The organism is Pseudomonas sp. 6D_7.1_Bac1, assembly GCF_025465945.1.
In the GTDB taxonomy this organism is placed as follows: Bacteria; Pseudomonadota; Gammaproteobacteria; order Pseudomonadales; family Pseudomonadaceae; genus Aquipseudomonas.
This window is the reverse complement of record NZ_JANLNW010000016.1, coordinates 30,772-56,001: the sequence shown is the minus strand read 5'-3', so window position 1 is coordinate 56,001 and position 25,230 is coordinate 30,772. Positions and strand designations below refer to the sequence as shown.

Annotated in this window: 25 protein-coding genes, 1 tRNA gene and 2 pseudogenes; 7 read left to right on the top strand and 21 right to left on the bottom strand. The window is 57.8% G+C overall.

Annotated elements, in window-relative coordinates; genetic code table 11:
* Nucleotides 1-143: 143 nt before the first annotated feature.
* The gene (locus NTD87_RS04525) at nucleotides 144-932 is read right to left on the bottom strand and encodes an SDR family oxidoreductase (RefSeq protein WP_262112175.1); all 789 of its coding nucleotides are present in this window, start codon (nucleotides 930-932) and stop codon (nucleotides 144-146) included.
* 247 nt (nucleotides 933-1,179) lie between these two features.
* Nucleotides 1,180-1,362: a hypothetical protein gene (locus tag NTD87_RS04520; protein ID WP_262112237.1), complete on the bottom strand. Its 183-nt coding sequence runs from the start codon at nucleotides 1,360-1,362 to the stop codon at nucleotides 1,180-1,182.
* A gap of 633 nt (nucleotides 1,363-1,995) precedes the next feature.
* Here NTD87_RS04520 and NTD87_RS04515 point away from each other — a divergent pair.
* Together NTD87_RS04515 and NTD87_RS04510 are read left to right on the top strand one after the other, a co-directional pair.
* Nucleotides 1,996-2,264 (top strand): annotated as a pseudogene (locus NTD87_RS04515) (short-chain dehydrogenase).
* A gap of 158 nt (nucleotides 2,265-2,422) precedes the next feature.
* Nucleotides 2,423-2,569, top strand: coding sequence for a hypothetical protein (locus NTD87_RS04510; RefSeq protein WP_262112174.1), 147 nt, complete (start codon nucleotides 2,423-2,425; stop codon nucleotides 2,567-2,569).
* A 31-nt stretch (nucleotides 2,570-2,600) separates the two neighbouring features.
* On the opposite strand, the gene NTD87_RS04505 is transcribed toward NTD87_RS04510, so the two are convergent.
* Together NTD87_RS04505 and NTD87_RS04500 are read right to left on the bottom strand one after the other, a co-directional pair.
* Complete coding sequence (locus tag NTD87_RS04505) at nucleotides 2,601-2,891, bottom strand: DUF2442 domain-containing protein (RefSeq protein ID WP_262112173.1); 291 nt, start codon at nucleotides 2,889-2,891, stop codon at nucleotides 2,601-2,603.
* A gap of 169 nt (nucleotides 2,892-3,060) precedes the next feature.
* Nucleotides 3,061-3,150, bottom strand: a tRNA-Ser gene (locus NTD87_RS04500).
* A gap of 308 nt (nucleotides 3,151-3,458) precedes the next feature.
* On the opposite strand from NTD87_RS04500, the gene NTD87_RS04495 reads away from it, so the two are divergent.
* The 3 genes from NTD87_RS04495 to NTD87_RS04485 all read left to right on the top strand — a co-directional run bounded on the left by NTD87_RS04495 (nucleotide 3,459) and on the right by NTD87_RS04485 (nucleotide 6,192).
* Entirely contained in the window at nucleotides 3,459-4,148 is a 690-nt protein-coding gene (locus NTD87_RS04495; RefSeq protein WP_262112172.1) for a crotonase/enoyl-CoA hydratase family protein, read from the top strand.
* 217 nt (nucleotides 4,149-4,365) lie between these two features.
* Nucleotides 4,366-5,088 (top strand): 1-acylglycerol-3-phosphate O-acyltransferase, encoded by a 723-nt coding sequence (locus NTD87_RS04490; protein ID WP_262112170.1) that lies wholly within the window; start codon nucleotides 4,366-4,368, stop codon nucleotides 5,086-5,088.
* A 132-nt stretch (nucleotides 5,089-5,220) separates the two neighbouring features.
* Nucleotides 5,221-6,192 carry a magnesium and cobalt transport protein CorA gene (locus NTD87_RS04485; RefSeq protein ID WP_262112169.1) on the top strand — a complete coding sequence of 324 codons (972 nt, stop codon included), beginning with the start codon at nucleotides 5,221-5,223 and terminating at the stop codon, nucleotides 6,190-6,192.
* 162 nt (nucleotides 6,193-6,354) lie between these two features.
* On the opposite strand, the gene NTD87_RS04480 is transcribed toward NTD87_RS04485, so the two are convergent.
* The 3 genes from NTD87_RS04480 to NTD87_RS04470 all read right to left on the bottom strand — a co-directional run bounded on the left by NTD87_RS04480 (nucleotide 6,355) and on the right by NTD87_RS04470 (nucleotide 10,570).
* Nucleotides 6,355-7,083: an amidotransferase gene (locus NTD87_RS04480; RefSeq protein ID WP_262112168.1), complete on the bottom strand. Its 729-nt coding sequence runs from the start codon at nucleotides 7,081-7,083 to the stop codon at nucleotides 6,355-6,357.
* 95 nt (nucleotides 7,084-7,178) lie between these two features.
* Nucleotides 7,179-9,323: a 3-hydroxyacyl-CoA dehydrogenase NAD-binding domain-containing protein gene (locus tag NTD87_RS04475; protein WP_262112167.1), complete on the bottom strand. Its 2,145-nt coding sequence runs from the start codon at nucleotides 9,321-9,323 to the stop codon at nucleotides 7,179-7,181.
* Between the two features lie 41 nt (nucleotides 9,324-9,364).
* The gene (locus NTD87_RS04470) at nucleotides 9,365-10,570 is read right to left on the bottom strand and encodes an acetyl-CoA C-acetyltransferase (protein ID WP_262112166.1); all 1,206 of its coding nucleotides are present in this window, start codon (nucleotides 10,568-10,570) and stop codon (nucleotides 9,365-9,367) included.
* 604 nt (nucleotides 10,571-11,174) lie between these two features.
* Between NTD87_RS04470 and NTD87_RS04465 the strand changes: the two genes are divergently transcribed.
* On the top strand, nucleotides 11,175-11,981 hold the full coding sequence (locus NTD87_RS04465; protein ID WP_262112165.1) for a c-type cytochrome: 807 nt from the start codon (nucleotides 11,175-11,177) through the stop codon (nucleotides 11,979-11,981).
* Between the two features lie 123 nt (nucleotides 11,982-12,104).
* On the opposite strand, the gene NTD87_RS04460 is transcribed toward NTD87_RS04465, so the two are convergent.
* From NTD87_RS04460 to NTD87_RS04395, 14 genes and pseudogenes are all read right to left on the bottom strand, one after another.
* Entirely contained in the window at nucleotides 12,105-12,914 is an 810-nt protein-coding gene (locus NTD87_RS04460; protein ID WP_262112164.1) for a transglutaminase family protein, read from the bottom strand.
* The gene (locus NTD87_RS04455) at nucleotides 12,911-13,861 is read right to left on the bottom strand and encodes an alpha-E domain-containing protein (RefSeq protein ID WP_262112163.1); all 951 of its coding nucleotides are present in this window, start codon (nucleotides 13,859-13,861) and stop codon (nucleotides 12,911-12,913) included. Before NTD87_RS04455 ends, NTD87_RS04460 begins: the two co-directional genes overlap by 4 nt.
* Before the next feature lie 12 nt (nucleotides 13,862-13,873).
* The gene (locus NTD87_RS04450; RefSeq protein WP_262112161.1) at nucleotides 13,874-15,283 is read right to left on the bottom strand and encodes a circularly permuted type 2 ATP-grasp protein; all 1,410 of its coding nucleotides are present in this window, start codon (nucleotides 15,281-15,283) and stop codon (nucleotides 13,874-13,876) included.
* 301 nt (nucleotides 15,284-15,584) lie between these two features.
* Nucleotides 15,585-15,926 carry a ribonuclease E inhibitor RraB gene (locus NTD87_RS04445; protein WP_262112159.1) on the bottom strand — a complete coding sequence of 114 codons (342 nt, stop codon included), beginning with the start codon at nucleotides 15,924-15,926 and terminating at the stop codon, nucleotides 15,585-15,587.
* A 211-nt stretch (nucleotides 15,927-16,137) separates the two neighbouring features.
* The gene (locus NTD87_RS04440) at nucleotides 16,138-16,374 is read right to left on the bottom strand and encodes a hypothetical protein (protein ID WP_262112158.1); all 237 of its coding nucleotides are present in this window, start codon (nucleotides 16,372-16,374) and stop codon (nucleotides 16,138-16,140) included.
* 137 nt (nucleotides 16,375-16,511) lie between these two features.
* Entirely contained in the window at nucleotides 16,512-17,117 is a 606-nt protein-coding gene (locus NTD87_RS04435) for an START domain-containing protein (protein ID WP_262112156.1), read from the bottom strand.
* A 41-nt stretch (nucleotides 17,118-17,158) separates the two neighbouring features.
* Entirely contained in the window at nucleotides 17,159-17,413 is a 255-nt protein-coding gene (locus NTD87_RS04430; protein WP_262112155.1) for a YkgJ family cysteine cluster protein, read from the bottom strand.
* Between the two features lie 167 nt (nucleotides 17,414-17,580).
* Nucleotides 17,581-18,084 carry a translation initiation factor 2 gene (locus NTD87_RS04425; RefSeq protein WP_262112154.1) on the bottom strand — a complete coding sequence of 168 codons (504 nt, stop codon included), beginning with the start codon at nucleotides 18,082-18,084 and terminating at the stop codon, nucleotides 17,581-17,583.
* Between the two features lie 92 nt (nucleotides 18,085-18,176).
* On the bottom strand, nucleotides 18,177-19,616 hold the full coding sequence (locus NTD87_RS04420; protein ID WP_262112152.1) for a PLP-dependent aminotransferase family protein: 1,440 nt from the start codon (nucleotides 19,614-19,616) through the stop codon (nucleotides 18,177-18,179).
* 212 nt (nucleotides 19,617-19,828) lie between these two features.
* Entirely contained in the window at nucleotides 19,829-20,641 is an 813-nt protein-coding gene (locus NTD87_RS04415) for an OmpA family protein (protein ID WP_262112151.1), read from the bottom strand.
* Complete coding sequence (locus tag NTD87_RS04410) at nucleotides 20,638-20,994, bottom strand: DUF4398 domain-containing protein (RefSeq protein WP_262112150.1); 357 nt, start codon at nucleotides 20,992-20,994, stop codon at nucleotides 20,638-20,640. Before NTD87_RS04410 ends, NTD87_RS04415 begins: the two co-directional genes overlap by 4 nt.
* A 9-nt stretch (nucleotides 20,995-21,003) precedes the next feature.
* A pseudogene (locus NTD87_RS04405) lies at nucleotides 21,004-21,225 on the bottom strand (ABC transporter substrate-binding protein); the annotation flags it as partial.
* Nucleotides 21,226-21,320: 95 nt separating this feature from the next.
* Complete coding sequence (locus NTD87_RS04400; protein WP_262112149.1) at nucleotides 21,321-22,250, bottom strand: electron transfer flavoprotein subunit alpha/FixB family protein; 930 nt, start codon at nucleotides 22,248-22,250, stop codon at nucleotides 21,321-21,323.
* A gap of 2 nt (nucleotides 22,251-22,252) precedes the next feature.
* Entirely contained in the window at nucleotides 22,253-23,002 is a 750-nt protein-coding gene (locus NTD87_RS04395) for an electron transfer flavoprotein subunit beta/FixA family protein (RefSeq protein ID WP_262112147.1), read from the bottom strand.
* A gap of 549 nt (nucleotides 23,003-23,551) precedes the next feature.
* Here NTD87_RS04395 and NTD87_RS04390 point away from each other — a divergent pair.
* Nucleotides 23,552-25,216 carry an electron transfer flavoprotein-ubiquinone oxidoreductase gene (locus tag NTD87_RS04390; protein ID WP_262112146.1) on the top strand — a complete coding sequence of 555 codons (1,665 nt, stop codon included), beginning with the start codon at nucleotides 23,552-23,554 and terminating at the stop codon, nucleotides 25,214-25,216.
* Nucleotides 25,217-25,230 lie beyond the last annotated feature (14 nt).

Genomic DNA, 25,230 nt, shown 5'->3' with positions numbered 1-25,230 from the left:
GCAAGGGGCTTACTGCGATGGTCACCTCCACACCCTGCGACGGTTACGCTTTCGCAGGGTGTTTTGTTTTCGGGCAGGACAACTCGAGTGCGGAAGGCGAGCTAAGGGAACATCTTGCAGGATGACCTTGCCGGTCTATTTCGCTATTGGCTGGAGCGAATAGCGCCGCCGTCAATCAACAGATTCTGCCCGGTCAGGTAGCCTGCGTGAGTGCTGCAAATAAAGGCACACAGCGCACCGAATTCTTCGGGAGAACCGAAGCGTTTTGCCGGAATTTCTGCACAGCATTCAGCCAGGAAGGCCTCACTGTCTTGCCCCATCTCTTCACCGGCAGCAACCAAAGTATTACGCAGCCGATCGGTGTCGAACGAGCCCGGTTGCAGGTTATTGACGGTCACGTTGCGGCTGGCGATGTTGTCTTGTCGGGCGAGCCCCGCGATGAAGCCCGTTAGCCCACTGCGCGCACCGTTTGAAAGTCCCAGGCTCTCAATCGGTGATTTGACGGCGCTCGAGGTGATGTTGATGATTCGGCCAAAACCCCGTGCTGCCATGCCGTCCACCGTCGCCTTGATCAGTTCGATGGGAGTGAGCATGTTGGCATCCAGTGCCTTGATCCAGGCATTCCGGTCCCACTCGCGGAAGTCCCCCGGAGGTGGCCCGCCAGCGTTGTTGATGAGAATGTCGAAATGCTCATGGGCAGCCAGGGCCGCAGCCCGACCCGCGGGGGATGAAATGTCCCCTGCGACGGCTATTACGGTCACGGCAGGGTTGATCGCTCTCAACTGATCGGCGGTTTCATTCAGCGCCTGTTCACCTCGGGCCGTGATGACAACATTGACGCCTTCGCTGACCAATGCCTGGGCGCAAGCTTTGCCCAGGCCTTTGCTGGCCGCACAAACCAGAGCCCAGCGCCCCGCGATACCAAGGTTCATAAGTGTTCTCCTGAAGGGTGCTTAAAAGGAAGTGCTTGCCGAAAGCTAAACAGGGTCGTGCATGCCCCACTGCGATAGACGACGATCAAGAGTTGAGCCCATGAAGCGTCGCACATGTTCCGCATACGTATCACGTCGAGTCGTTTCCGCTGAAGCGCTGGAGAAAGTATCAGCCAATGGGCTGTTTTTTCCGGCCTTAACGGCACTCACACAAGTCCAGGCGTCTCAATCGAAAGGCCTGTGGGGATTAGAGAAGCTTGATCAACACTGCAGTGACGGCAGCCACCGTGCCGATCAGCCCCGTCGCAACGGCTACCGGATACCAAAAAGTTTCACGGGTCATCTTGCCGGTCTCGGCGTTAAGCTTGCGCTGCTCAGCCATCAGCTTGACGATTTCCACGTGAACCTTCTCCAGTTCGGCCTGTTGCATGGTCAGTTCCTGCATAACGTTCGTCCTTTCGGGTGGCGGGGCGCGTGCGCTACGCTTTGATTCATTTTCTACCCTGAAGGTGCGAAACGAATCCCCCTTCCCGACTCGCTTCGTTTGAAGCGCTAAAACCAATGAAAGCACTCAAGCACCTGGCTTTCCAGCGTTACTTCCCACGCTCCAGTCATATGTCCTACATCCATTTCGGAAGCCTCTTCGCCTATGCCGTGAACGCTTTTAACAAGAAATAAATCCGGCTTATTTTCGCCATACAAAGGAAGCAAAAATAGCGACTTTGTCGTTCCTGCCCCCACATCAGCGTGTTCCTACATCACAGTCAGAAGTCTTGCCCCCCTTCACACCTTGCACCACTTCGAGCATGAAACTTATAGTCCGCCCGTCGCCCACATGGCGGCTCGGGTTTGGCGACTCGACGACAAATGTGCAGAAGCCTCCCGGTTAGTTTGCGGAGTGCTTCTGCGCGCAATATGCTGCTCTATGGCGGCTGTGCGTGGGAGACCTTTAGGTCTGCCGGTTTTTCCATTTGTCCCGGTTCGCCAACCTGCGTATAGCTGCCACCTTTTCGTTTGGCGACGATTGAGTGGTAGCTCTTCTTAATCAAATGGAGCTCCACATATGAATCAGTACATGGCACTCACCAGCAACGCTGACGACCAACCCACCCTGTTCGTCGATACCACGGCGCCCTTGCACATATTGCTCGATGCAGCCGGCTACCGAATCCGCGCCGTCACTCAAGTCCTAGAAAACCTCGCGATGCGCGGTGAAATCGCCAGCGACTAGGTGATCCTTAACGACTTTGCACTGCTTTGCGCGATTCCTCTGCGCGACGGTGCGATGTGCTCGATGTCATTGGACGGCGTTTGGACGCGCTACCGTCCTGAACAGGATGAAAGGGGCGACGTTTGAGTCGCCCCTTTGCAGTAAACAGCTCAATGACAGGTGGGCAAAACACCGCAAGCGAAGCACCTGCCTCGATTTACCCGAACAGGGTTAATCACATAAGCTGGTCAGCATGAATACACATCCTTCGGAGGCCCCAATGGCCACCTCCAAAAAGATCGACAAGCCGCGCAAAAAGGTCGTCAACGCAGATCTGACGCTCCTGGATGTTTGGCAAGCCGCGTGTGATGGGCAGAAAGTGTTCGACGCCTTTGTGATCACTGGCAAGCTACCCATTACGAAGTAGGCCTCGATGCCGACAGTCAAATTTTCTCCGTTTAGCGTTTGAAATCACGGATCGGCATGACCTCTCCAGATTGCTCCTGGGCCATGCGATGCAACGTCATGGCGGAGAGTTCGATGTCATCACCCCACGTCACGTCAAATCCCCACTCGCCTACCGCGACCTGGCTGAACAGCGCCAGGTCTTGTAACGGCTTGAGCACAGGGAATGTCTTGATGTGCTCGGTGACATCAACGGTATGCCGCTTGCTGTTGTTCCACTCGACATTCAGGCCATGTTTGCCGGCAACTGGTTGCACAGCAGAAATACGCAGCTTGCTGATCATAAGTCAGTACCTCCGGCTTTGCTCATTCTATATACGCCAGAAATCGGCGGTATGTGCCCTTGCCCAGAGCTAGAGAATTTTTTCCCTGGCACAACCGACTTTTTCAGACGCCAGAAACCACAAAACCCCTGACTTCTTTCGAAATCAGGGGTTTTGTGTACATCGAATTTGGCGGTGAAGGAGAGATTCGAACTCTCGATACAATTTCTTGTATACACACTTTCCAGGCGTGCTCCTTAAGCCACTCGGACACTTCACCGTATCTCTTCAAACATGTTCTGTCTGTCGAGGCGCGCTAATGTAGTCGAAAGCTTTTCCGATGGCAAAGGTTTTTTTCAGAATTTTCATGCGGTTAAGGCATTTGTGCGTTCGGGCAGGTCTGGAGGCAGGGCAAACCTGCCAATCTTCGGCCGGGTGAATGCTTCTATATAGAGGGCAATGCGTGGTGTGTATGGCCGGCTACGCTTGGCGGGGGTGAATTGGCTGACTGGCCGGTCAGTCATGGCGCTTTACCTGGCCTACGGCGGTGGGTAACGTCTGCTCCACTTCAATACAAGGAATAGCGTCATGAGTGAGTTGATTTCGTACCACCTCGAAGACGGTATCGCGACCCTGACCTTGAGCAACGGTAAGGTCAATGCTATCTCGCCGGACGTGATTGCCGCGTTTAATGCTGCGCTGGATCGTGCGGTGACGGATCGTGCGGTGGTGATCATCACCGGTCAGCCGGGCATTTTGTCGGGCGGTTATGACTTGAAGGTGATGACGGCCGGTCCTAAAGAAGCGGTGAGTCTGGTGACCGCCGGTTCGACCCTGGCCCGTCGTCTGTTGTCGCACCCATTCCCGGTGATCGTCGCGTGCCCTGGGCACGCGGTGGCCAAGGGTGCGTTCATTCTGTTGTCAGCCGACTACCGGATTGGTGTCGACGGCCCGTTCAGCATTGGCCTGAACGAAGTGCAGATCGGCATGACCATGCACCACGCTGGCATCGAGCTGGCCCGCGATCGTCTGAGCCAGTCGGCGTTCCACCGTTCGGTGATCAACGCTGAGATGTTCGATCCTCAGGGTGCTATGGATGCTGGTTTCCTCGACAAGGTCGTATCGGCCGAAGAACTGCAAAGTGCCGCACTGGCCGTAGCGCGTCAGTTGAAGAAAATCAACATGACCGCGCACAAGAACACCAAGTTGAAAGTGCGCAAGGCCCTGCTGGAGACACTGGACAACGCAATTATCCTGGATCAGGAACATTTGGTTTAAGCAGCCCGAAAGCGCTGCAACGAAAAGCCCGACCGCCGAGTCGGGCTTTTTCTTGCTCCATCGGTTAATCGTCCTTCGGCCGCTCTAGCCCGCATATGACACTACAGGTCAGAAACATGCGCTTAAACATCGCCTATCTCCTACCTCTATAGCGGCAATTGCCGAAAACAGTGCACATCCGTACACTGCGCCACCTTTTGTCCCGGTGGGCCTGTAAATGCTGTATCTGTTCCGCATGTTATTGATGGGTCTGCATTTTTTTGTAGCAGGTGTGCTGGGTGTATTGCTGGGCCTGTGCCGGCCGTTCAATCCGGATAACAGCCGTTTGTGCGCGCGCCTTTATGCCTGGCCGGCGATGTGCATTTTGCGCCTGCGAGTGAAGACCGATGTCGAGCCGCTGACGAACAAGACGCAAAGCTGCGTGGTGATCGCCAACCATCAGTCCAACTACGATTTGTTTGTGCTGGGCAATGTGGTGCCGCACCGCACTGTGTGCATCGGCAAAAAGAGCCTGAAGTGGGTGCCGTTGTTCGGGCAGCTGTTCTGGCTGGCCGGCAATGTGCTGATCGACCGCGGCAATGCGCACAAGGCTCGGCAGGCGATGCTCACCACCACCGACACCTTGCAGCACAAGGACACGTCGATCTGGGTGTTCCCGGAAGGCACGCGCAACCTGGGTGAAGAATTGCTGCCGTTCAAGAAAGGCGCGTTCCAGATGGCGATCGCCGCCGGCGTGCCGATCGTGCCCGTGTGTGTCAGCAGCTACATCAACCATATGCGCCTGAACCGCTGGCGCAGCGGCAAGATCCTGATCCGCTCGCTGCCGGCGATTCCTACCGCCGGTTTGAGCCTGGACGACATGCCGATGCTGATCGCGCAGTGCCGCGAGCAGATGCGTGAGTGCATCGAGACGATGGACCGACAGCTGCAAGCCGCCTGAATGAAGCCCGCCCCGTGCGGGCTTCTTTTTGCCGGCGAACTTCGCCGATTCTGCTGACTCTCACACTCTGGAGCAGGCTAAGCTGCACGCTGCTTGTCACTGTCATTTGCCAAGAAGAAGTGAATAAGAATTATGGGTAGAGTCGTTGCGGCTGCGGTCTACAGCGCCGGTAAGAAAGTCACCAGTATCACCCCCAATGAAGGCGCGGCCTGGGCTGCAAAACCCGACCATTTCGTGTGGATCGGCCTCGAAGAGCCAAACGCCCTGGAGCTGGCCAACCTGCAACGCCAGTTCGGCCTGCACGAGTTGGCGATCGAAGACGCCCTGGAAAAACACAGCCGTCCGAAGCTTGAAACCTTTGGCGATGCGCTGTTTATCGTCACGTACTCGCCGGTGCGCCATGAAGGCAAACTGGAGTTCATTGAAACGCACATCTTTGCCGGCAAGGGTTACATCATCACCTGCCGCAACGGTCACTCGGCGTCCTACGCCCATGTGCGCCAACGCTGTGAGGCACGTCCGCTGTTGCTTGAGCACGGCGAGGATTTCGTACTCTATGCCCTGCTCGATTTCGTCATCGAAAACTATCAGCCGGTGAGTGAAGCGATCCATGCCGAGATCGATGAGCTGGAGCGCAACGTGCTGTGCAGCGCACTCAACGAAAAGGACATCCAGAACCTGCACGGTTTGCGTCGCGACGTATTGCGCCTGCGACGTTATGCGGCGCCGATGGTGGAGATCAGCGAAGAGCTGCAGAAGCTGAGCTTCCCGTTTATCGACAAGAACATGCGCCCGTACTTTCGTGATGTGCAGATCCATGTCACGCGACAGATGGAGGACCTTACAACGTTACGCGACATCGCCAGCCAGACCATCGAGATCGGTGTGTTGCTGGAAGCGGCGCGGCAAAGCGTAGTGCAACGCAAGTTCGCGGCCTGGGCGGCGATTCTGGCGTTCCCGACGGCGGTGGCCGGGATCTACGGGATGAACTTCCAGAATATGCCGGAGTTGAGCTGGCACTACGGCTATTTTTCGGTACTGGGGTTTATAACCGTGGGCTGTGTCGGGTTGTGGGCGAGCTTCAAGCGGTCGGGGTGGCTTTGAACAGCTGTTGTGGCGAGGGGGCTTGCCCCCGTTGGAGCGCGAAGCGGTCCTCAAATCGGGGGGGATTATTCGGAGTCAGGTAGACGCGACTGGTTTTACGACCGCTTCGCGGCCGAGCGGGAGCAAGCTCCCTCACCACAGGTTTCTTATCGAGACTACACCTTATACGGATTTGGTCTGCGGCTTATGAGCCACAAACCGCATCATCCACTCGGCGACAGTGGCGCCGTGGTGCTCATGCGCCAGGCTGGCCACGCCTTTCTGATAAACCTGTTCGCCCAGGTGCTGTTGGCGGATTTCCAGCAACGCCCGCGAGTAATCGTGAATGAACTCCGGATGACCCTGGAAGCACAGCACCTGGTCGTTGATGTGGTACGCGGCGTACGGGCAGAAATCGCTGGAAGCGATCACCGTGGCGTTTTCCGGTAGTGCGGTGACCTGATCCTGGTGGCTGATCAGCAGCGTCAACTCTTCCCTCACCGGGCTCATCCACGGCGCTTTGGCGGCGAGTTTGTAGCTGTGGGTGCCGACGCCCCAGCCCTGGGTCGCACGCTCGCTTTTGCCGCCCAGCAGCAGCGCCAGCAATTGATGGCCGAAGCACACGCCCAGCAGCTTGTCGCCGCGCTCATAGCGCGCCAACAGGTAAGTCTTGAGGGTTTGAATCCACGGGTCGGTACCGAACGAGTCCGCCTTACTGCCGGTCACCAGATAGGCATCGAAACTCAGTTCATCGCTCGGGTAATCGCCCTGCATCACGTTGTAGACAGTGAACTCGGCAGCGATGGGTTGCTGCGAAAACAGGCGCTGGAACATCTGCCCGTAACCCTGATATTCATCGACCAGTTCTGGACGCAGGATGTCGGTTTCCAGAATGCAGATGCGTAACGACATAAAAAATACCTGACACGATAGAGGCGATAGTGCACACCTCAGAGCCTGCCTTGAAACGCGGGGTCAAGGCAAGCCCGGTGCACGCCGCTAATCCGTCAGAACAACGCTCCCTTCGCGGCTTTTTCCAACAGCAGCGCAGGCGGTGTAAAGCGCTCGCCGTATTGCTCGGCCAGGTACTGGGCGCGGGCGACGAAGTCTTTCACCCCATACTGGTTGATGAACTGCAACGCCCCGCCGGTCCAGGCGGCGAAGCCAATGCCGAAGATCGAACCGATATTGGCGTCGGCCGTCGACAACAGCACGCCCTCCTCCACGCAACGCACGGTTTCGATGGCCTGCACGAACAACAGGCGATCGCGTATATCTTGTGGCGATATTTGCCCGTCAGCCTTCTCGAAGCGAGTTTTAAGCCCTGGCCACAAATGTTTCTGCCCATCGACCGGGTATTCGTAGAAACCGCCGCCAGCAGCTTTACCAGGACGCTTGTATTCGTTGAGTAGCAGATCGATCACGGCAAACGCCGGATGCGCGGTCAGCGCTTTACCTTCGGCTTGCAAGTCCCTGGCAGTTTGCTGACGGATATGGCTCATCAGGCTCAGGGACACTTCGTCGGAGATCGCCAGCGGGCCAATCGGCATCCCGGCCTTACGCGCCTCGGTTTCGATCATCGGTGCCGAGATGCCCTCGCCGAGCATGGCGATGCCTTCGTTGGTGAAGGTGCCGAACACCCGCGAGGTGAAGAAGCCACGGCTGTCATTGACCACAATCGGGGTTTTCTTGATTTGCAGGACGAAATCAAAACCGCGAGCCAGTGTTTCATCGCTGGTGCTGGCGCCTTTGATGATTTCCACCAGCGGCATTTTGTCTACCGGGCTGAAGAAGTGCAGGCCGATGAATTTCGACTGATCCGGCACGGCCGTTGCCAGGCCACTAATTGGCAGGGTCGAGGTATTGGAAGCGATGACCGCGTCTGCACCGACGACTTTTTGCGAGGCTGACGAGACCTTGGCTTTCAGCTCGCGGTCTTCGAACACCGCTTCGATGATCAGGTCGCAACCCGCCAGATCGGCGTCCTGCTCGGTGATTTTGATCCGCGCCAGCGTGGTTTCCCGCTGCTCCACGCTCAGTTGACCACGGGCGACTTTCTTGTCCAGCAACGCCGCCGAATGGGCCTTGCCCTTCTTGGCCGCCGCCAGGTTGATGTCCTTGAGCACTACGTCGATACCGGCCACGGCGCTGACGTAGGCAATCCCGGCGCCCATCATGCCCGCACCGAGCACCCCGACTTTCTTCGTCACGTGAGGTGCAAAGCCCGCAGGTCGCGAACCACCGGCATTGATTTCATTGAGCTGAAACCAGAAGGTGCCGATCATGTTCTTCGCCACCTGGCCGGTGGTCAGCTCGGTGAAGTAGCGGGCTTCGATCAGTTGCGCCGTGTCGAAATCGACCTGAGCGCCCTCAACTGCGGCGCAGAGGATCTTCTCCGGTGCTGGCATGCAGCCCTGGGTTTTGCTGCGCAGGATCGACGGCGCGATGGCCAGCATCTGCGCGACTTTCGGGTGCGACGGTGTGCCACCGGGAAGCTGGTAACCGCTCACATCCCAAGGCTGTTTGACCGCCGGGTTGGCGACGATCCACGCACGCGCCTTGGCCAGCAGTTCATCACGATCCGCCGCCACTTCATCGACCAAGCCGGCTTGCAGCGCTTGTTGCGGCCGAACCTTCTTGCCTTCGAGCAGATACGGCAGTGCTTTCTCCAGCCCCAGCATGCGCACCATCCGCACCACCCCACCACCGCCCGGCAACAGACCCAGAGTGACCTCCGGCAAACCGATTTGCACCGACGGATTGTCCAGCGCAACGCGGTGATGACAGGCCAGGCAGATTTCCCAACCGCCACCCAGTGCCGCGCCATTGATCGCCGCGACTACCGGTTTGCCGAGCGTCTCCAGTGTCCGAAGTTGAGCTTTGAGTGTCAGCACCATATCGTAGAAGGCTTTGGCCTGGGGCTTGCCGACTTTGATCAGCTCGTTGAGATCGCCGCCGGCAAAGAAGGTTTTTTTCGCGGAGGTGATGATCACCCCGGCGATCGAGTCCTTGTCGGCCACCAGACGCGCAACGCAGCCCGCCATGGCGTCGCGGTACACCGCGTTCATGGTGTTGGCGCTCTGGCCCGGCATGTCGATGGTCAGGACGACAATCTGGTCCTGACCTTTTTCGTAACGAATGGCATCAGTCATGGCAATTTTCCTTGAAGTCGGGTTTCCCTGAAGTCGGGGGCTCAGAGGCGTTCGATGATGGTGGCGATACCCATGCCGCCGCCGACACAGAGGGTCGCCAGGCCGTAGCGCAACTGCCGCACTTCCAGTTCATCGAGCAAAGTGCCGAGAATCGCGCAACCGGTAGCGCCCAGCGGGTGGCCCATGGCGATGGAGCCGCCGTTGACGTTGACCTTGGCTGGATCAATGGCCATGTCCTTGATGAATTTGAGCACCACCGAGGCAAATGCTTCATTGACCTCGAACAGATCGATGTCCTCGACCCGCAGCCCGGCTTTGGCCAAAGCCTTGCGAGTGGCCGGCGCAGGGCCGGTGAGCATGATGGTCGGATCGGTGCTGGTGACCGCCGTGGCGACTATCCGCGCCCGTGGCTGCAAGCCCAGCGCCCGGCCCTTCGCTTCGGAGCCGATCAGCATCAGCGCCGCGCCATCGACGATCCCTGAACTGTTGCCCGGCGTGTGTACGTGGTTGATGCGCTCGATGTGGCTGTAGACCCGCAGCGCGGTGGCATCGAAGCCCATTTGCCCGATCATCTCGAAGCTCGGTTTGAGCTTGCCCAGGCCTTCCAGGGTCGACTCGGCGCGAATGAACTCGTCATGATCGAGCAGGATGATGCCGTTCTGATCCTGCACCGGCACCAGGGACTTTTTGAACGAGCCGTCTGCCCGTGCCCGCGCCGCTTTTTGCTGGGAGTGCAGCGCGTACGCATCGACGTCCTGACGACTGAAGCCCTCGATCGTGGCGATCAGGTCTGCACCCACGCCTTGCGGGGTGAATTGGCTGTGCAGGTTGGTCTGCGGGTCAAGCGCCCAGGCACCACCGTCGCTGCCCATCGGTACCCGCGACATGGACTCAACCCCGCCGACCACCACCAAGTCCTCGAAGCCGGAACGCACCTTCATCGCCCCGAGATTCACCGCTTCCAGCCCTGATGCACAAAAACGATTGATTTGCACACCGGCGACGCTGACGTCCCAATCAGCCACCAACGCTGCGGTTTTGGCGATGTCGGCGCCCTGATCGCCAATCGGTGTAACACAGCCGATCACGAGGTCATCGACCTCGCGGGTGTCGAGTTGCGTACGTTGTTGCAGCGCGCCGAGCAGGCCTGCCAGCAGGTTCACCGGTTTGACGCTGTGCAAGGCGCCATCGGCCTTGCCTCGGCCACGGGGCGTGCGTAACGCATCGAAAATCAAAGCTTGGGTCATGACGTCCTCGTACCGCTGGGCAGGTGAAGGTTAGCGAGTTCTCACCTTAGGCTTAGCCGCGATGGATTCAATGACCGAAGCGCTCAACGACCTTGACGGTCACGCTCAGACGGACGGTAGTGAGCTATCGGATTAACCGATTCAGGTCACCGAACTGTCTAGCAAAAGGGCGTCAAAGCAGCTGGCAATACGCCTCATGCCTTTATAGAAGCTTTTTGCGCTTACTTGATACGAAATGGATCTAAACCACAGCCTGCGGGGCCCCTAAGGTAAACATTACGAGGTTGTCGTCGGGTTTTGCCGAGGCGCTCGTGAGAAGGGAACTACAGCGCTTTGCCGTCATGGAGAAATGCAGGCAAGCATTCGACGCTCAGGAAATAACAAAAAAAGGCAGACAGCCATGTTCAAACATTCGAAAGTGCGTCAAGCCGGGCTCATTCTATTCGCCACTACGCTGATACTGATTTTGCCGAACCTTACCAAAGTGATCGGATAATCACGCGTGGTTGTTGACGGCGCCTCAACAAAAAACTGACTCGTTCGCTACCTGGGTCAGCGCGCGTGTGCCAATCTTCAGGCATACCCACGACAGGATGCCGATCACTTGAAAGCTCTACTTTTGCTTTGGGCCTCGCTGCTCTGCACGCCCTTGTATGCCGCGCAACTGGTGCTCGATCTGGGCACCGGCAGCCGAACCTGGCAGACCGAGGAATTGCTCAAGCATCCTCAGGTTCAGACCATCCAGATCACCGACGACGTGTCCTACAAACGGGACATGATTTATCGCGCTGTGCCGCTGGCGGCGTTGTTGACCGGCATTAAAGCCGACGACCACTTGCAAGCCGTGGCCCTGGACGGTTTCGCCGCCGAGCTGGCTGCCGCGCCGTTGCTCGATACGGTGGGCGCGCAGGCGTGGTTGGCCATTGAAGACCCGGCCAAGCCCTGGCCAGCGCTGTCGGAAGGCAAGCCGAGCGCCGGGCCGTTTTATCTGGTGTGGACCAACCCTCAGGCCGGGCATATCAGTCCCGAGCAATGGCCTTTCCAGGTCGCCAGTATCAAACGCCTGGCGGCTGTCGGCGTACGCTTCCCTGCCCTGCTTCCAGACCCGGCGCTCGCAGCCAATGACCCGGTGAATCTGGGCTACGCGTTGTTCCAGAAAAACTGCCTGGCATGCCATCGCTTGAACGGCGCGGGTGATGCGCAGTTTGGTCCGGACCTGAACATTCCCTTCAGCCCGACCGAGTACTTTGGCGCCGAATTCCTCAAGCGCTATATCCGCGACCCACAAAGCTTGCGCCAATGGCCACAGGCGAAAATGCCGGGGTTCTCGACGGCGGTGTTGTCGGATGAGGAACTGACGTTGTTGGTGGGGTATTTGAAGCATATGGCGGGGCGTAAGCATCAGCCCTGATAGTTTGAGAGATGCGGTGTTAGTAAGGGCCTCATCGCGAGCAAGCTCGCTCCCACAGGACTTCCGACACAATGGAGATCCAATGTGGGAGCGTGCCTGCTCGCGATGCGGTATCCCCCAATCTTACTGCTGTTGCACCGAAATCACTGGCGCCGGGGTTGGTGAAACGAACACCTTGGCATGCATCTGCTCACCGCCGCCGCCACGGCGCATGCCGCGTACCGGGCAGGCATCCAGGTAGTCGAGGCCTACTGCCAGTTTCAAGTGACGCTCAGGTTTGGCCAACTGATTGGTGACATCGAAGCTGTACCACGCGTCGTCCAGCCAGGCCTCGGCCCAGGCGTGACTGGCCAGGTGCTCGCTGTTTTCGCTGTACAGGTAACCCGACACATAACGCGCTGGAATGCCCAGGCTGCGTGCGCAAGCGAGAAATGCGTGGGTGTGATCCTGACAGACGCCCGCGCGCCCGGCGAAAGCCTGAGCGGCGCTGGTGTCGACTTCGGTGGAACCCGGCGTGTAGGTCATGTGCTGGTTCAGGCCATGCATCAAGTCGATCAGCGCTGTGCGATCACGGCGTTGGCGACATTCCTTTGCAGCGAACGCACGCAGAGCTTCATCCGCTTCAGTCAGTCGAGTGAAACGCAAGAATGGCAGCGCCGACTGGCTCTCATGCTCGGCCTCACGCAACTCATCGATGTCCACCTGACCCCGCGCGCCGATGATGATCGCCTCATGGGGCTCGTCCATCGTCAGCACATGCAGGATGTTGCCGAACGGATCGAGTTGCGCGCGCACCGGCCGTGGTAGGTCGAGTTGCCAACTGAGCACGTGCTGACGCTCGCTGTCGTGGGGGGTCAGACGCAAATACTGGATGCTCGCCCGCACCTGATCTTCGTAGTGATAGGTGGTTTCATGGCTAATGGAAAGTCTCATGCAGCCTCCAGGTAGGAACTGTGTATGGCGTTGCCCAACTGGCGCACCAGCGGGATGAACTCGGTCAGCCAGGCATGCAGGCCTTCGGCGAGGATTTCGTTGATGCCGGTGTAACGCAGCCGCGCGTCCATTTCTGCCGCCAGACGTTGCGCGGGACGGCCGTTGGCCCCCGGCAGGCTGGCGAGGATCTGGTCGATTTCTTCAGTGCAGGCACGCAGCGAACGCGGTACGTCGGCACGCAACAGCAGCAGTTCGGCGACATGCCTCGCGCCAGGTGCGTCGCGGTAGATCTCGGTGTACGCCTCGAACGACGACAACGCCCGCAGCAACGCGCTCCACTGGTAATAGGCGTGAGCCGTGCCATCGCTGACAGCCTCTGCCTGATCGCCGGCCATTTCGTAGCGGGCATCCAGCAGGCGCAACGTGTTGTCAGCCCTTTCGATGAACGTCCCCAGACGAATGAAGCGAAACGCATCGTTGCGCATGATGGTGCCGTAGGACGCGCCCCGGAACAGGTGGGAACGTTCCTTGATCCACTCGCAGAAACGGCTCATGCCATAACGGCTGAGACCCTGTTCGGCGATACCGCGAATCTCCAGCCAGGTCGAGTTGATGTTTTCCCACATGTCGGCGGTGATCCGCCCACGTACCGCATGAGCACTGGCCCGCGCGGCGCCGAGACAGCTATAGATGCTGGCCGGGTTGGCCGCATCGAGAGCGAAGAAGTGCAGTAAACGCTCGGCATGCAACTCGCCGTGGCGCTCCAGGTAATCATCCAGTGTGCCGGTGATCAACAACGGCATCGCTAATTCGTGCAGACCGTCACCGCGACCATCCTGCGGCATCAACGACAGTGAATAACTGACATCGAGCATCCGTGCGAGGTTTTCCGCCCGCTCCAGGTAACGCGACATCCAATACAAATCCGAGGCAGTTCTACTTAACATGGCAGGCTTCCTTCAATCCTCGACCACCCAGGTGTCCTTGGTTCCGCCACCCTGGGACGAATTCACCACCAGGGATCCTTCACGCAGGGCTACACGGGTGAGGCCACCGGGCACTACCCGGGTTTCGCGGCCAGACAGGACAAACGGGCGCAAGTCGATGTGCCGCGGGGCGATGCCGTTTTCGACAAACGTCGGGCAGGTCGACAGGGACAACGTCGGTTGTGCGATATACGCGTGGGGCTTGGCCTTGATTCGTGCGCGAAACGATTCGATCTCCGCCGCAGTGGCAGCGGGTCCGACCAGCATTCCGTAACCACCGGAACCCTGGGTTTCCTTGACCACCAGCTCAGGCAGGTTCGCCAGCACGTGAGAAAGTTCTGACGGATTGCGACACTGCCAGGTCGGCACGTTTTTCAGGATCGGTTCTTCGTCCAGGTAGAAACGAATCATGTCGGTCACGTACGGGTACACCGACTTGTCGTCCGCGACACCGGTGCCGATGGCATTCGCCAACACCACATTGCCGGAGCGATAGGACGACAACAGTCCTGGAACACCCAGCATCGAATCCGGGTTGAACGCCAACGGATCGAGGAACGCGTCGTCGAGGCGACGGTAGATCACGTCGACGGCTTTCGGCCCGTCGGTGGTGCGCATGAACACCTTGTCATCGCGTACGAACAGGTCCGCGCCTTCCACCAGCTCCACGCCCATCTCCCGCGCCAGAAACGCGTGCTCGAAGAACGCACTGTTGAAGCGCCCGGGGGTCAGCACCACGACACTCGGATCGTCCAGCGGGCTCGAGCTTTTCAGGGTGTCGAGCAACAGGTTTGGATAATGATCGATGGGCGCGATGCGCTGGGCGGCAAACAACTCGGGGAACAGCCGCATCATCATCTTGCGGTCTTCGAGCATGTAGCTGACGCCACTGGGTGTGCGCAAATTGTCTTCGAGCACGTAGTACGTGCCGTCGCCATCGCGCACCAGATCGACGCCAGAGATGTGCGAATAGATATCGCGATGCAGATCCAGTCCTTGCATGGCCAGCTGGTACTGCTCGTTGGCCAGCACTTGTTCGGCCGGGATGATGCCGGCCTTGATAATGCGCTGCTCGTGATACAGGTCGGCGAGGAACATGTTCAGTGCCTTGACCCGTTGAATGCAGCCGCGCTCGACGATCCGCCATTCACTGGCGGGGATGCTGCGGGGAATGGTGTCGAAGGGAATCAAGCGCTCTGTCCCCTGCTCATCACCATAGAGCGTGAAGGTTATCCCGGCACGATGAAATAACAGATCGGCCTCGCGTCGCCGTTGTGCCAAAAGCTCGTCAGGCGTCTCAGCTAACCAACGGGCGAACTCCCGATAGTGCGGGCGGACCAGGCCGCCGGCGTCGTACATCTCATCAAAATAGGTGCGGATCATGCCGTACTCCTTGTCACCCGGACACCTAGGCTTCGCAAGGCCCGTGCCAGCGGCATAAACGCTTTATTATCAATCGGTTGGATAATCGCCCAACTCGCACCGCACCAATCCTGTGCGGCAAATGCCCCAACCTGATCGCCCCCGCTTCATTGCGAAGCAATGCCCATGGCAATTACCAGCATAGCCAGAGTTGATTCCACTGCCCGCGTACGGCTGCGGTCTTTTGATTTTTTATTCACCACAAACGAAAACGGCCAACCCTGAGGTCAGCCGTTGCTGAGTGTTGTCGCTGTTCATAGTGTTATGCGAGTAGCCCTCGTACCTCCTGCTTGACGCCCCATCCTTCGATAATCCCGCCCAGAGGCCCGACCACCGCCTCAAAGTCCTGTTCGAAGTCGCCGATGCCGCCGTAAGTGGCGTACATCACCTTGCTCAACTCCAGATGCCAGGCACCGTCATCACGCACGCTGACCTGTGCATTCAAGGACTCACCGCGAAAATGCCCTGCCGCCCTGCGTGCCCGCTCCTCATCCGGGAAAATGGCGTAGAACTCGATGGGATGGAATCTTGAAAAGTCAAAACCGCCTTCTTTCATGCGGCGCAACACACTGCTGCTGATGTCTTCTTGATAGGCTGTGCTCATGAAACGTCCTCCTCAAACCGATGGATAGACTTTCCGTACTCCCTGCGCCCGCAACCGAATGGTGGGGGCGATACGGCAATCAGATTGCCGCCGGGAAACAAGCATGTAGCTGACAAGACCAGACCTTAGCGATTCATTCGCTGATCTCGATTGCAGAGTAGCCCCAAGTCAGAGTTGCTGCCAAGGCCTGGTTTCGAGTGGCATCAAGAGGTTATGCACTTGGAGTGATACTGAGGATTTCAATGCTGCACTGATCTTTCAGACTTTTGACTGTCGGATCATCGGTTCGACCCTCCAGATCATTGAGATCGAGCTCGGCCGGAACAGGGAGGAGTTTTGCACGAATCAATTGCGCGGCCCGCTCCATCGTGGGTTCTTGTTCGCAATCGAATTGCTCCACGGTCTGCACGCCGTGATTATCAACGAAGGTGACTTCCCACTTTTGCATCGGTGCCTCCTCGATTAAGCCCATTAATGGGCTTACAACATCTCGACCCCGAACACCGGTCAATCGTTCCCGCGAACCCATTTGGTTTGAGATGAAAAAGGCCGCCTGATGGCGGCCTCATTCCAAAGAGCGCGGGATTACTTCTCGGCGCGTTCTTTCAATGCTTTCAACGTGTCGAATGGCGCGTCGACAACGAACTTGTTGGCCAACCAGGACGGCACGCTACCGCCTGGCTCGGTGTGAACCTGGTAGGTCACTTCAACCTGATCAGCGCCCTTCGGAACAAACTTCCAGAAGCCTTGAACCTGGGTAACACGAACATAGCCCTTTTCTTCAGGGATGTAGGTCGGCACACCTTCAAGCTTACGGGTCAGGCTGCCATCGGCGCCCTCGACGGTGGTCACGTGCAATACCGAATCACGCACCGTCACCGGCCATGGGGTATTGAACTGAGTGTAGGTCCAGCTTTGGTCACCTTCGTGCTTGAGCAACTTCTGCGATTTGCACTCATGAATCCAGGCACATGCGCCGACTACATCTTCCTGCAGAGCGCGCAATTTGGCCACGGAGGTCTTCATCACGGTCACGCCGCGGTAGGCCTTGTATTGGGAGCCCGCGACTTCACTCAAGGAAACCTTGATACCGTCTTCGTCCTTGGCAGTTTTCCAGTCTTCAGCCTGGGCCGTGGTGGCCAGCAGAACCGTCAAGCCACACAACACAGCAATACGATGCAGCGAACCCATAGTCTTATTCCTTATTGTTGAAGTTCCGTTCGTTGAACACACTACGCCGCCGTCATTGCCTCCCACCAACCGAGCAACTTGATGGCTTCTTCCTGGCTGTTGCCGCAGACCTCGATATCCGCCTGAAATGCGCCACAAACCGCCGGACGTTCAGGTTTCCCGAAAATGCTGCACAGATTATCGACAGACAGTTGCACACAACGTTCTCCCGCCGCTTTGCCGTTTGGCATGCCAGGAATGGGTGTGCTGATGGAAGGGGCAATGCAACAGGCGCCACAGCCTTCACGGCAGTTCATGACGACACGCTCCTAGCGACGGGTAGTGTGTTGAATAACGTGGACTAGAGTACCCGCTAAAACAGCCGTTTGAAATTGGCCGGGCAGCGGTTTTTTCATTCAAATGCGTGTGACTGACCAGTCTCCGACAAAGCGTCTGGTTCGGGGGTCACAGATCTGCAGGTGATTTAGTGCTTGAACTCGAACTCAAGTGCCGCGCCTTCTACTTCTCGGTGTTCTTCTTTGCGCAGTTGCAACTGCATTTCGTTGCTGAGCAGGCGTCCGTTGAGCTGGAACGGGCTGTCATCCTTGGTTTTTTCACCAAACATGGGCGGCAGCAACGGGGCATGCTTGACTATCGGGATGCTGCCAATAGGCTGCAATTGCTTGACCATGTCCGGTGGCAAACTCAAATCCAGCGTGGCCGGAGGCAAGTACGTGGTTCTGACCACCTCACTCGCGGATTTTGATTTTGAGGCAACCGGTGGGCGTTTTTTTTGTGGCGTCGGCTTCTTTGCCGCTTCGGTCTTTTTGACAGGCGTGTGTGTTTTTGCCGGAGTAACAGGCTTCACCTTCGCCTCGGACGTGCTGGTTACCCCTTTATCCGGGGCGGCCGCAGCCATCGCGCTCCCCGGAATGAAAACACTCAAGAGGCACGCCAAGATCAAACCAGCTGGAAAAATCGCTTTCATAAACACTACAGCACTAACAGCAGAGGGCCATATGCTCGCTTGTTGGAAGGTCTCTGACAAGCTCACATAGCAATCCAGCCCTCTGATCCGCGTCAAAAACCGCCTGCGGTCTCCTGACAAAGCTGAGTGGCCAGCATCCCGAGTGTCATCAGTGCCCGCTCGGCTTCACGATTCCACGCAGTGCCGCAGTTCAAGCGAATGCAGTGATTGAACTGCTCGGTGTTACTGAAAATAAGTCCTGGCGCGATACTGATACCCTGTTGCAACGCACGTACGTGCAATTCTTGCGTGTTGACCCGCCCCGGCAAGCTGACCCACAGAATGAAACCGCCCGTGGGCCGGCTCATCTGCGTTCCTTCAGGGAAATACTGCTGCACCGCCAACTGGAAAGCGCTGAGGTTCTTGCGGTATTCCTGACGGATGTAACGCAAATGGCGATCGTAGCCACCGTTCTCCAGATAGGCCGCGATCCCCATTTGCGTCACGCTGCACGCCGAATGGGTGCTGAAGGTCTGCAAACGCTGGATTTCCTGCTGGTACTTGCCAGCGATCATCCAGCCGATACGCACACCGGGTGACAGAGTCTTGGAGAAACTTGAGCAATAGATGACCCGATCCAGTCGGTCATAGGCTTTGAGCGATTTGGTACGGCCCTGCTCGAACATCAACTCGCCGTAGATATCGTCCTCGACCACCTGGATATCGAAGTCCGAGGCCAGGCGCAGCAGTTGCTTTTGCCGTTCTTCCGGCATGGTGCCGCCCAACGGGTTGCTCAGGCGGGTGGTCAGCACCAACGCCTTGATCGACCACTGGTTGGCGGCCAACTGCAAGGCTTCCAGGCTCATGCCTGTCGCAGGGTCACTGGGGATCTCGATGACTTTCAAACCCAGTAAATCGGCGAGTTGCAACAGACCGTAGTAGGTCGGTGACTCCGCCGCGATCAGATCGCCGGGACGCGTCAAGACGCGTAACGACATTTGCAGCGCATCGACGCAACCATGGGTGATAACCACCTCTGATGGATCGACCACTACACCGGCATCGCGCATGCGGATCGCCACCTGGCGACGCAACGGCTCAAAACCCGGACTGAACATGTAACTGAATGCCCGCGGGCTGTGAAACCGCGTGACCTTGGCCAACTGCTGGTGCAGCGCCCGTACCGGCAGGTAGTCGACACTGGGCACTGCCGCGCCTAGCGGGAACACTCCGTCACGACGCGATTCGACCAACACTTGCTGAATGATACTGCTGCGCGTGACCAGGCCCGGGCGCTCGACACGCGCGATATCCGGCGTCGGCGCGGTCAGTGCCGGGGTCTGGTGGACGTAGTAACCGGACTGCGGACGCGCGCGAATCAGCCCTTGATCTTCGAGATTGGCATACGCCTGAAGCACCGTCGCGTGGCTGACATTGAGCTGTGAGCTCATCTTGCGTACTGAGGGCACGCGCTCGCCTGGCTGATAGACACCACGCCGGATATCCTCAGCCAGTTGCTGAGCAATTCGTTGATAGAGCAAGAGATTGGTCATGACGCAGCACTCGATTTCACGGGCATTTTATTCTTGTGTGAAACAATACCGGAACAGTTTAGAAGTGTACGGGGACAGTTGCCACAATAGTCGACCGTACAGTGCAGTGACAGCAAAAACTGTACTGCTTTTATGGGTATGGCGCGATCCAATTCGCAGACATAAAAAAACCCGGCACCTCTGAGGGGCCGGGTTTTCCAGTAACGCTGTCCTTAGCGGGCAGCGCCGAGCTGGCCTTTTGCATCGGAGAACACAATTTCGACCCGGCGGTTCTGCGCACGGCCCCGCTCGGAAGCGTTGGCCTCTACCGGGTATTCATCGCCGTAGCCTTCGACCTGAATGCGTTTATCGTCGATCCCCAGATCGATCAGCATATCCGCCACTGACTGGGCACGGTCGCGAGACAGCTGGAGGTTGTCCTGCTTGCCGCCTGTGCTGTCGGTATAACCTTCGATCCGCACCACACGCTTGGGGTTGAGCTGAAGGAACTGGACAATTTTCAGCACGGTGCGGTTTGCCGAATTTTTCAGCTCGGCTTCACCGGTGTCGAACAATACATCTCCCAGAGTCATGACCAGACCGCGATCGGTCTGGGTCGTGGCCAGGCTGATGATTTGCTCTTCCAACCATTTACCCTGTTGCTGCACGCTGAGCAGTTTGTTCTCGCGCAATGCCAGTTGCAGGCGCTGACGTTCCAACTCAAGCTTCACCGCACGTTCATTATTAAGCGCTTGTTCGGTGTGTTGACGGGCAATTTCGCTGTAACGCTGACTCAGGTACGCGTAATGCTGAACATCCGCGCCGCTGCCCCAGTAGGTCGACAGGCGATCCGCCCGGGCAAGAGATTCACCCGCCCGAATCACATCCTTGGGCGCGATGCGCAACACATTCGAATCTTCCTTGACCTTCTGAAAGTCGGCGCCGGCTTGTTGCAAAGCAACCGCGCTCTGTTGACCCGCGCAGCCGGCGAGCCCTGCACAACCGACCAACAGCAAACCGCCCAGCATTGTATTTTTCAGGCTCATTGGGCATCTCCCAGTTGCTTGCGCAGGCGAGTGATGCGGGTATTGAGCACGTTCAGTTTCTCCTGACTTTTCAACGTCAGCACCTTGGCCTCGGCCAGACGCGCGTCCAGCTCCGCCTGTTCGGCCTGAATGCGCGCATCCTTGAACGATTGATGGGTCATGTCAGCCTGAGCCTGAGCGAACTTGCTTTCAGCGAGTTTCAGCTCGGGCACGTCTTCAGTGGCGGCCCCAACAGCGGCGGCCTGCTCCAGCGCTTGTTCGGTCAAACGCAATTGTTCATTCGGCGCCGGATCGGCTGCGCAACCCGCCAGAGCCAGAACGGCCAGGGCAGCGAAAAGAGGTCGAATAGTCACTAAGAATCCCTACTGTTTTGAGGTGCTGACGGGTTGCTGCAATTGTGCTTTCCAGCGCTCCAGATTGCGCTGCAGCACAGTCTCCGTCAGACCGGACGCGGGCAATTCTGTCATCTTTTTGGACAGCTGTCCGCGTAACCATGGATCGTTGCCGGCAGAGTTATGGGAAATGGCGAGGAACAGCCCAGGATGGTCGATCGATTGCGCAAACGCCTGTACATCGTTGGCAAGCAACGCTAATCCATCGCGTACTTCCCCACACTCAAATTGCAGACAATAAAAAGCCCGGCCAAAAGGCCGGGCTCTTTATAAGTGAAGCCGCTGGATTAGACCAGCTTCTCAAACTCAGGGATGGCTTCGAACAAGTCCGCCACCAGGCCGTAATCGGCCACCTGGAAGATTGGTGCTTCTTCGTCCTTGTTGATCGCAACGATCACTTTGGAGTCTTTCATACCGGCCAGGTGCTGGATCGCGCCAGAGATACCGACGGCGATGTACAGCTGCGGTGCAACGATCTTGCCGGTCTGACCGACCTGCATGTCGTTGGGTACGAAACCTGCGTCGACCGCGGCGCGGGAAGCGCCAACAGCAGCGCCCAGCTTGTCGGCCAGAGCGTACAGGTGCTTGAAGTTGTCGCCGTTCTGCATGCCGCGACCGCCGGAAACGACGATCTTGGCAGCGGTCAGTTCCGGACGATCAGACTTGGCCAGCTCTTCGCCAACGAAGCTGGAAGTGCCCGCGTCGTGAGCAGCAGCCACCACTTCAACGGCAGCCGAACCACCTTGAGCTGCAACCGGGTCGAAACCGGTAGCACGAACGGTGATGACTTTTACCGAAGCGTTGGACTGAACGGTAGCGATGGCGTTACCGGCGTAGATCGGGCGCTTGAAGGTGTCAGCGCTTTCTACCGAGATGATCTCGGAGATCTGGTCAACGTCAAGTGCAGCAGCAACGCGCGGCAGGATGTTTTTGCCGTTGGAAGTCGCAGCAGCCAGGATGTGGCTGTAGCCCTTGCCCAGCTCGGTCACCAGCGGTGCAACGTTTTCCGGCAGTTGATGAGCGTAAGCAGCGTTGTCGGCTACCAGCACTTTGGCCACGCCAGCGATTTTCGCGGCAGCTTCAGCTACAGCGCCAACGCCCTGACCCGCAACCAGAACGTGGATGTCACCACCAATTTTGGCGGCAGCGGCAACGGTGTTCAGCGTGGCCGGGGCCACTACTTTGTTGTCGTGTTCAGCGATTACCAAGATAGTCATGATTAGATTACCTTCGCTTCGTTTTTCAGTTTCTCGACCAGTTCAGCCACCGACTTGACCTTGATGCCCGCGCTGCGTGCAGCCGGCGCTTCGACTTTCAGGGTTTTGTTGGTGGAGGCGGTGGAAACGCCCAAAGCATCAGGAGTCAGCACTTCAAGCGGCTTCTTCTTGGCTTTCATGATGTTTGGCAGGGACGCATAGCGCGGCTCGTTCAAACGCAGGTCGGTGGTGACGATGGCCGGCAGTTTCAGGGAAACCGTCTGTGCGCCGCCGTCGATTTCGCGAGTCACGGCAACGCTGTCGCCGCTGACTTCGACTTTCGAAGCGAAGGTGCCCTGACCATAACCGCTCAGTGCAGCCAACATCTGGCCAGTCTGGTTGTTGTCGCTATCGATGGCTTGTTTGCCAAGGATCACCAGCGAAGGCTGTTCCTTGTCGACAACAGCCTTGAGCAGCTTGGCAACGGCCAAGGAAGTCAGATCTTCAGCGGATTCGACGAGGATGGCGCGGTCGGCACCCAGAGCCAGCGCGGTGCGCAGTTGCTCTTGAGCAGTGGACGGGCCGATGGAGACGACGACGATTTCAGTCGCAACACCTTTCTCTTTCAGGCGTACGGCTTCTTCCACTGCGATTTCGCAGAAAGGGTTCATCGACATCTTGACGTTAGCGAGATCGACGCCGGAGTTGTCCGCTTTGACGCGAACCTTGACGTTATAGTCGACTACTCGTTTGACAGCTACAAGAACCTTCATGGATTCCTCGTTACTCTCCGGTGAAAAGAAAGTCGCCTAGGCGAACCTGGCGGTTGATGCTCATCGGGTACAAGGGCACCTCTAAAAACGCCGGCATGTGTAATGGATGACCCTGCTCACGAGGCTGATGACCGTTCGTCAGTGGTGACTGACGAGTCATTCATTGTCGTGGCGTGTAAACTTCGCGCCAAACCTGCGCTGCGCGTCACCTTGTACTGCCTTCCGCCCTGTCTTTAGAGGTGCTCTTGAAACCAACAGTCAGCCTACGGCGAGCGCAAAACCGCCCGTATCTTGACCGGAACGCCTATTGCGGTCAATACGCCAAAATGGCCAGTTATAAGCCGCGCTTCTTTGATTTCTCTGGCCTTGAGCAAATTCAAACAAACGTTTGTATTGGACGCTGAGAGTGGTGTAGATATAATGCGCCACCTAGAGAGAAAGGTGGTTCATTGATTGTCCCTTCCCCCGCGTTGCGCAGGGGGTTCATGGATGCGACACCAAACCTCCAATTAGAAAAAAAACTGTTGAGCCTTGAGTAGGAGATAACCTGTGGAACGCGAATACATGGAATTCGACGTAGTCATCGTCGGTGCCGGCCCCGCTGGTCTTTCCGCCGCCTGCCGATTGAAGCAGAAGGCCGCCGAAGCCGGTAAGGAAATTAGCGTCTGCGTGGTCGAAAAAGGCTCCGAAGTCGGCGCTCACATCCTGTCTGGCGCGGTGTTCGAACCTCGGGCTCTGAACGAATTGTTCCCGGACTGGAAAGAACTCGGCGCTCCGCTGAACACTCCGGTCACTCGCGATGACATCTTCGTTCTCAAGAACGCCGACGGCGCGATCAAGATTCCAGACCTCTTTGTGCCCAAGACCATGCACAACGAAGGCAACTACATCATCTCCCTGGGCAACCTGTGCCGCTGGCTGGCCCAGCAGGCCGAGAACCTGGGCGTAGAGATCTACCCAGGCTTCGCCGCTCAGGAAGCACTGTTCGACGAAAACGGCGTGGTTCGCGGGATCATCACCGGCGACCTGGGCGTTGACCGTGAAGGCAATCCAAAAGAAGGCCTGTACACCCCAGGCATGGAGCTGCGCGGCAAGTACACGCTGTTCGCCGAAGGCTGCCGTGGCCACATCGGCAAGCAGCTGATCAAGCGCTTCAACCTCGACACCGATGCCGACGCCCAGCACTACGGAATCGGCCTGAAAGAAATCTGGGAAATCGATCCGGCCAAGCACCAGCCGGGCCTGGTGGTGCACACCGCCGGTTGGCCGCTGGACATCATGGGCACCGAAAACACCGGTGGCTCGTTCCTCTATCACCTGGAAAACAACCAGGTGGTGGTCGGTCTGATCGTTGACCTGTCCTACAGCAACACTTACCTGTCGCCGTTCGACGAGTTCCAGCGCCTCAAGCATCACCCGGTGCTCAAGCAATACCTGGAAGGCGGCAAGCGCATCAGCTACGGCGCGCGCGCAATCTGCAAAGGTGGCCTGAACTCTCTGCCGAAGATGGTCTTCAAGGGCGGCGCGCTGATCGGTTGCGAGCTCGGCACCCTGAACTTCGCCAAGATCAAAGGCAGCCACACCGCGATGAAGTCCGGCATGCTCGCCGCTGACGCCGTGGCCGACGCCCTGTTCGCAGGTTCCGAAGGCGCTGACGAACTGAACAGCTACGTTGAATCGTTCAAAGCCAGCTGGCTCTACGAAGAATTGTTCGCCAGCCGCAACTTCGGCCCGGCGATCCACAAGTACGGCGCTATCGTCGGCGGTGGTTTCAACTGGCTCGATCAGAACATCTTCGGTGGCAAACTGCCGTTCACCTTGCACGACACCAAGCCGGACTACGCCTGCCTCAAGCTGGCAGCCGACTGCAAGAAGATCGACTACCCGAAACCGGACGGCAAACTCAGCTTCGACAAACTCAGCTCGGTGTTCATCTCCGGTACCAACCACGAAGAAGAACAGCCTTGCCACCTGAAGCTGGCTGACGCGAGCATCCCGATCAGCAAGAACCTGCCGCTGTACGATGAGCCTGCTCAGCGTTACTGCCCGGCCGGCGTGTATGAAGTGATCACCAAGGAAGACGGCGAGAAGCGCTTCCAGATCAACGCCCAGAACTGCGTGCACTGCAAGACCTGCGACATCAAGGACCCTGCGCAGAACATCACCTGGGTCACACCGGAAGGTGCTGGCGGCCCGACTTACCCGAACATGTAAGTCGTACGCTTGAA

Bases quoted from the DNA above. Each gene is read 5' to 3' on its own strand.
- NTD87_RS04460 (WP_262112164.1), bottom strand. From the start codon at position 12,914: ATGAGACTTTCCATTAGCCATGAAACCACCTATCACTACGAAGATCAG.
- NTD87_RS04430 (WP_262112155.1), bottom strand. From the start codon at position 17,413: ATGAACTGCCGTGAAGGCTGTGGCGCCTGTTGCATTGCCCCTTCCATC.
- NTD87_RS04450 (WP_262112161.1), bottom strand. From the start codon at position 15,283: ATGATCCGCACCTATTTTGATGAGATGTACGACGCCGGCGGCCTGGTC.
- NTD87_RS04525 (WP_262112175.1), bottom strand. From the start codon at position 932: ATGAACCTTGGTATCGCGGGGCGCTGGGCTCTGGTTTGTGCGGCCAGC.
- NTD87_RS04480 (WP_262112168.1), bottom strand. From the start codon at position 7,083: ATGTCGTTACGCATCTGCATTCTGGAAACCGACATCCTGCGTCCAGAA.
- NTD87_RS04485 (WP_262112169.1), top strand. From the start codon at position 5,221: ATGGGTAGAGTCGTTGCGGCTGCGGTCTACAGCGCCGGTAAGAAAGTC.
- NTD87_RS04490 (WP_262112170.1), top strand. From the start codon at position 4,366: ATGCTGTATCTGTTCCGCATGTTATTGATGGGTCTGCATTTTTTTGTA.
- NTD87_RS04470 (WP_262112166.1), bottom strand. From the start codon at position 10,570: ATGACCCAAGCTTTGATTTTCGATGCGTTACGCACGCCCCGTGGCCGA.
- NTD87_RS04395 (WP_262112147.1), bottom strand. From the start codon at position 23,002: ATGAAGGTTCTTGTAGCTGTCAAACGAGTAGTCGACTATAACGTCAAG.
- NTD87_RS04400 (WP_262112149.1), bottom strand. From the start codon at position 22,250: ATGACTATCTTGGTAATCGCTGAACACGACAACAAAGTAGTGGCCCCG.
- NTD87_RS04475 (WP_262112167.1), bottom strand. From the start codon at position 9,323: ATGACTGATGCCATTCGTTACGAAAAAGGTCAGGACCAGATTGTCGTC.
- NTD87_RS04455 (WP_262112163.1), bottom strand. From the start codon at position 13,861: ATGTTAAGTAGAACTGCCTCGGATTTGTATTGGATGTCGCGTTACCTG.
- NTD87_RS04520 (WP_262112237.1), bottom strand. From the start codon at position 1,362: ATGCAACAGGCCGAACTGGAGAAGGTTCACGTGGAAATCGTCAAGCTG.
- NTD87_RS04445 (WP_262112159.1), bottom strand. From the start codon at position 15,926: ATGAGCACAGCCTATCAAGAAGACATCAGCAGCAGTGTGTTGCGCCGC.
- NTD87_RS04420 (WP_262112152.1), bottom strand. From the start codon at position 19,616: ATGACCAATCTCTTGCTCTATCAACGAATTGCTCAGCAACTGGCTGAG.
- NTD87_RS04495 (WP_262112172.1), top strand. From the start codon at position 3,459: ATGAGTGAGTTGATTTCGTACCACCTCGAAGACGGTATCGCGACCCTG.
- NTD87_RS04505 (WP_262112173.1), bottom strand. From the start codon at position 2,891: ATGATCAGCAAGCTGCGTATTTCTGCTGTGCAACCAGTTGCCGGCAAA.
- NTD87_RS04425 (WP_262112154.1), bottom strand. From the start codon at position 18,084: ATGAAAGCGATTTTTCCAGCTGGTTTGATCTTGGCGTGCCTCTTGAGT.
- NTD87_RS04435 (WP_262112156.1), bottom strand. From the start codon at position 17,117: ATGGGTTCGCTGCATCGTATTGCTGTGTTGTGTGGCTTGACGGTTCTG.
- NTD87_RS04510 (WP_262112174.1), top strand. From the start codon at position 2,423: ATGGCCACCTCCAAAAAGATCGACAAGCCGCGCAAAAAGGTCGTCAAC.
- NTD87_RS04440 (WP_262112158.1), bottom strand. From the start codon at position 16,374: ATGCAAAAGTGGGAAGTCACCTTCGTTGATAATCACGGCGTGCAGACC.
- NTD87_RS04415 (WP_262112151.1), bottom strand. From the start codon at position 20,641: ATGAGCCTGAAAAATACAATGCTGGGCGGTTTGCTGTTGGTCGGTTGT.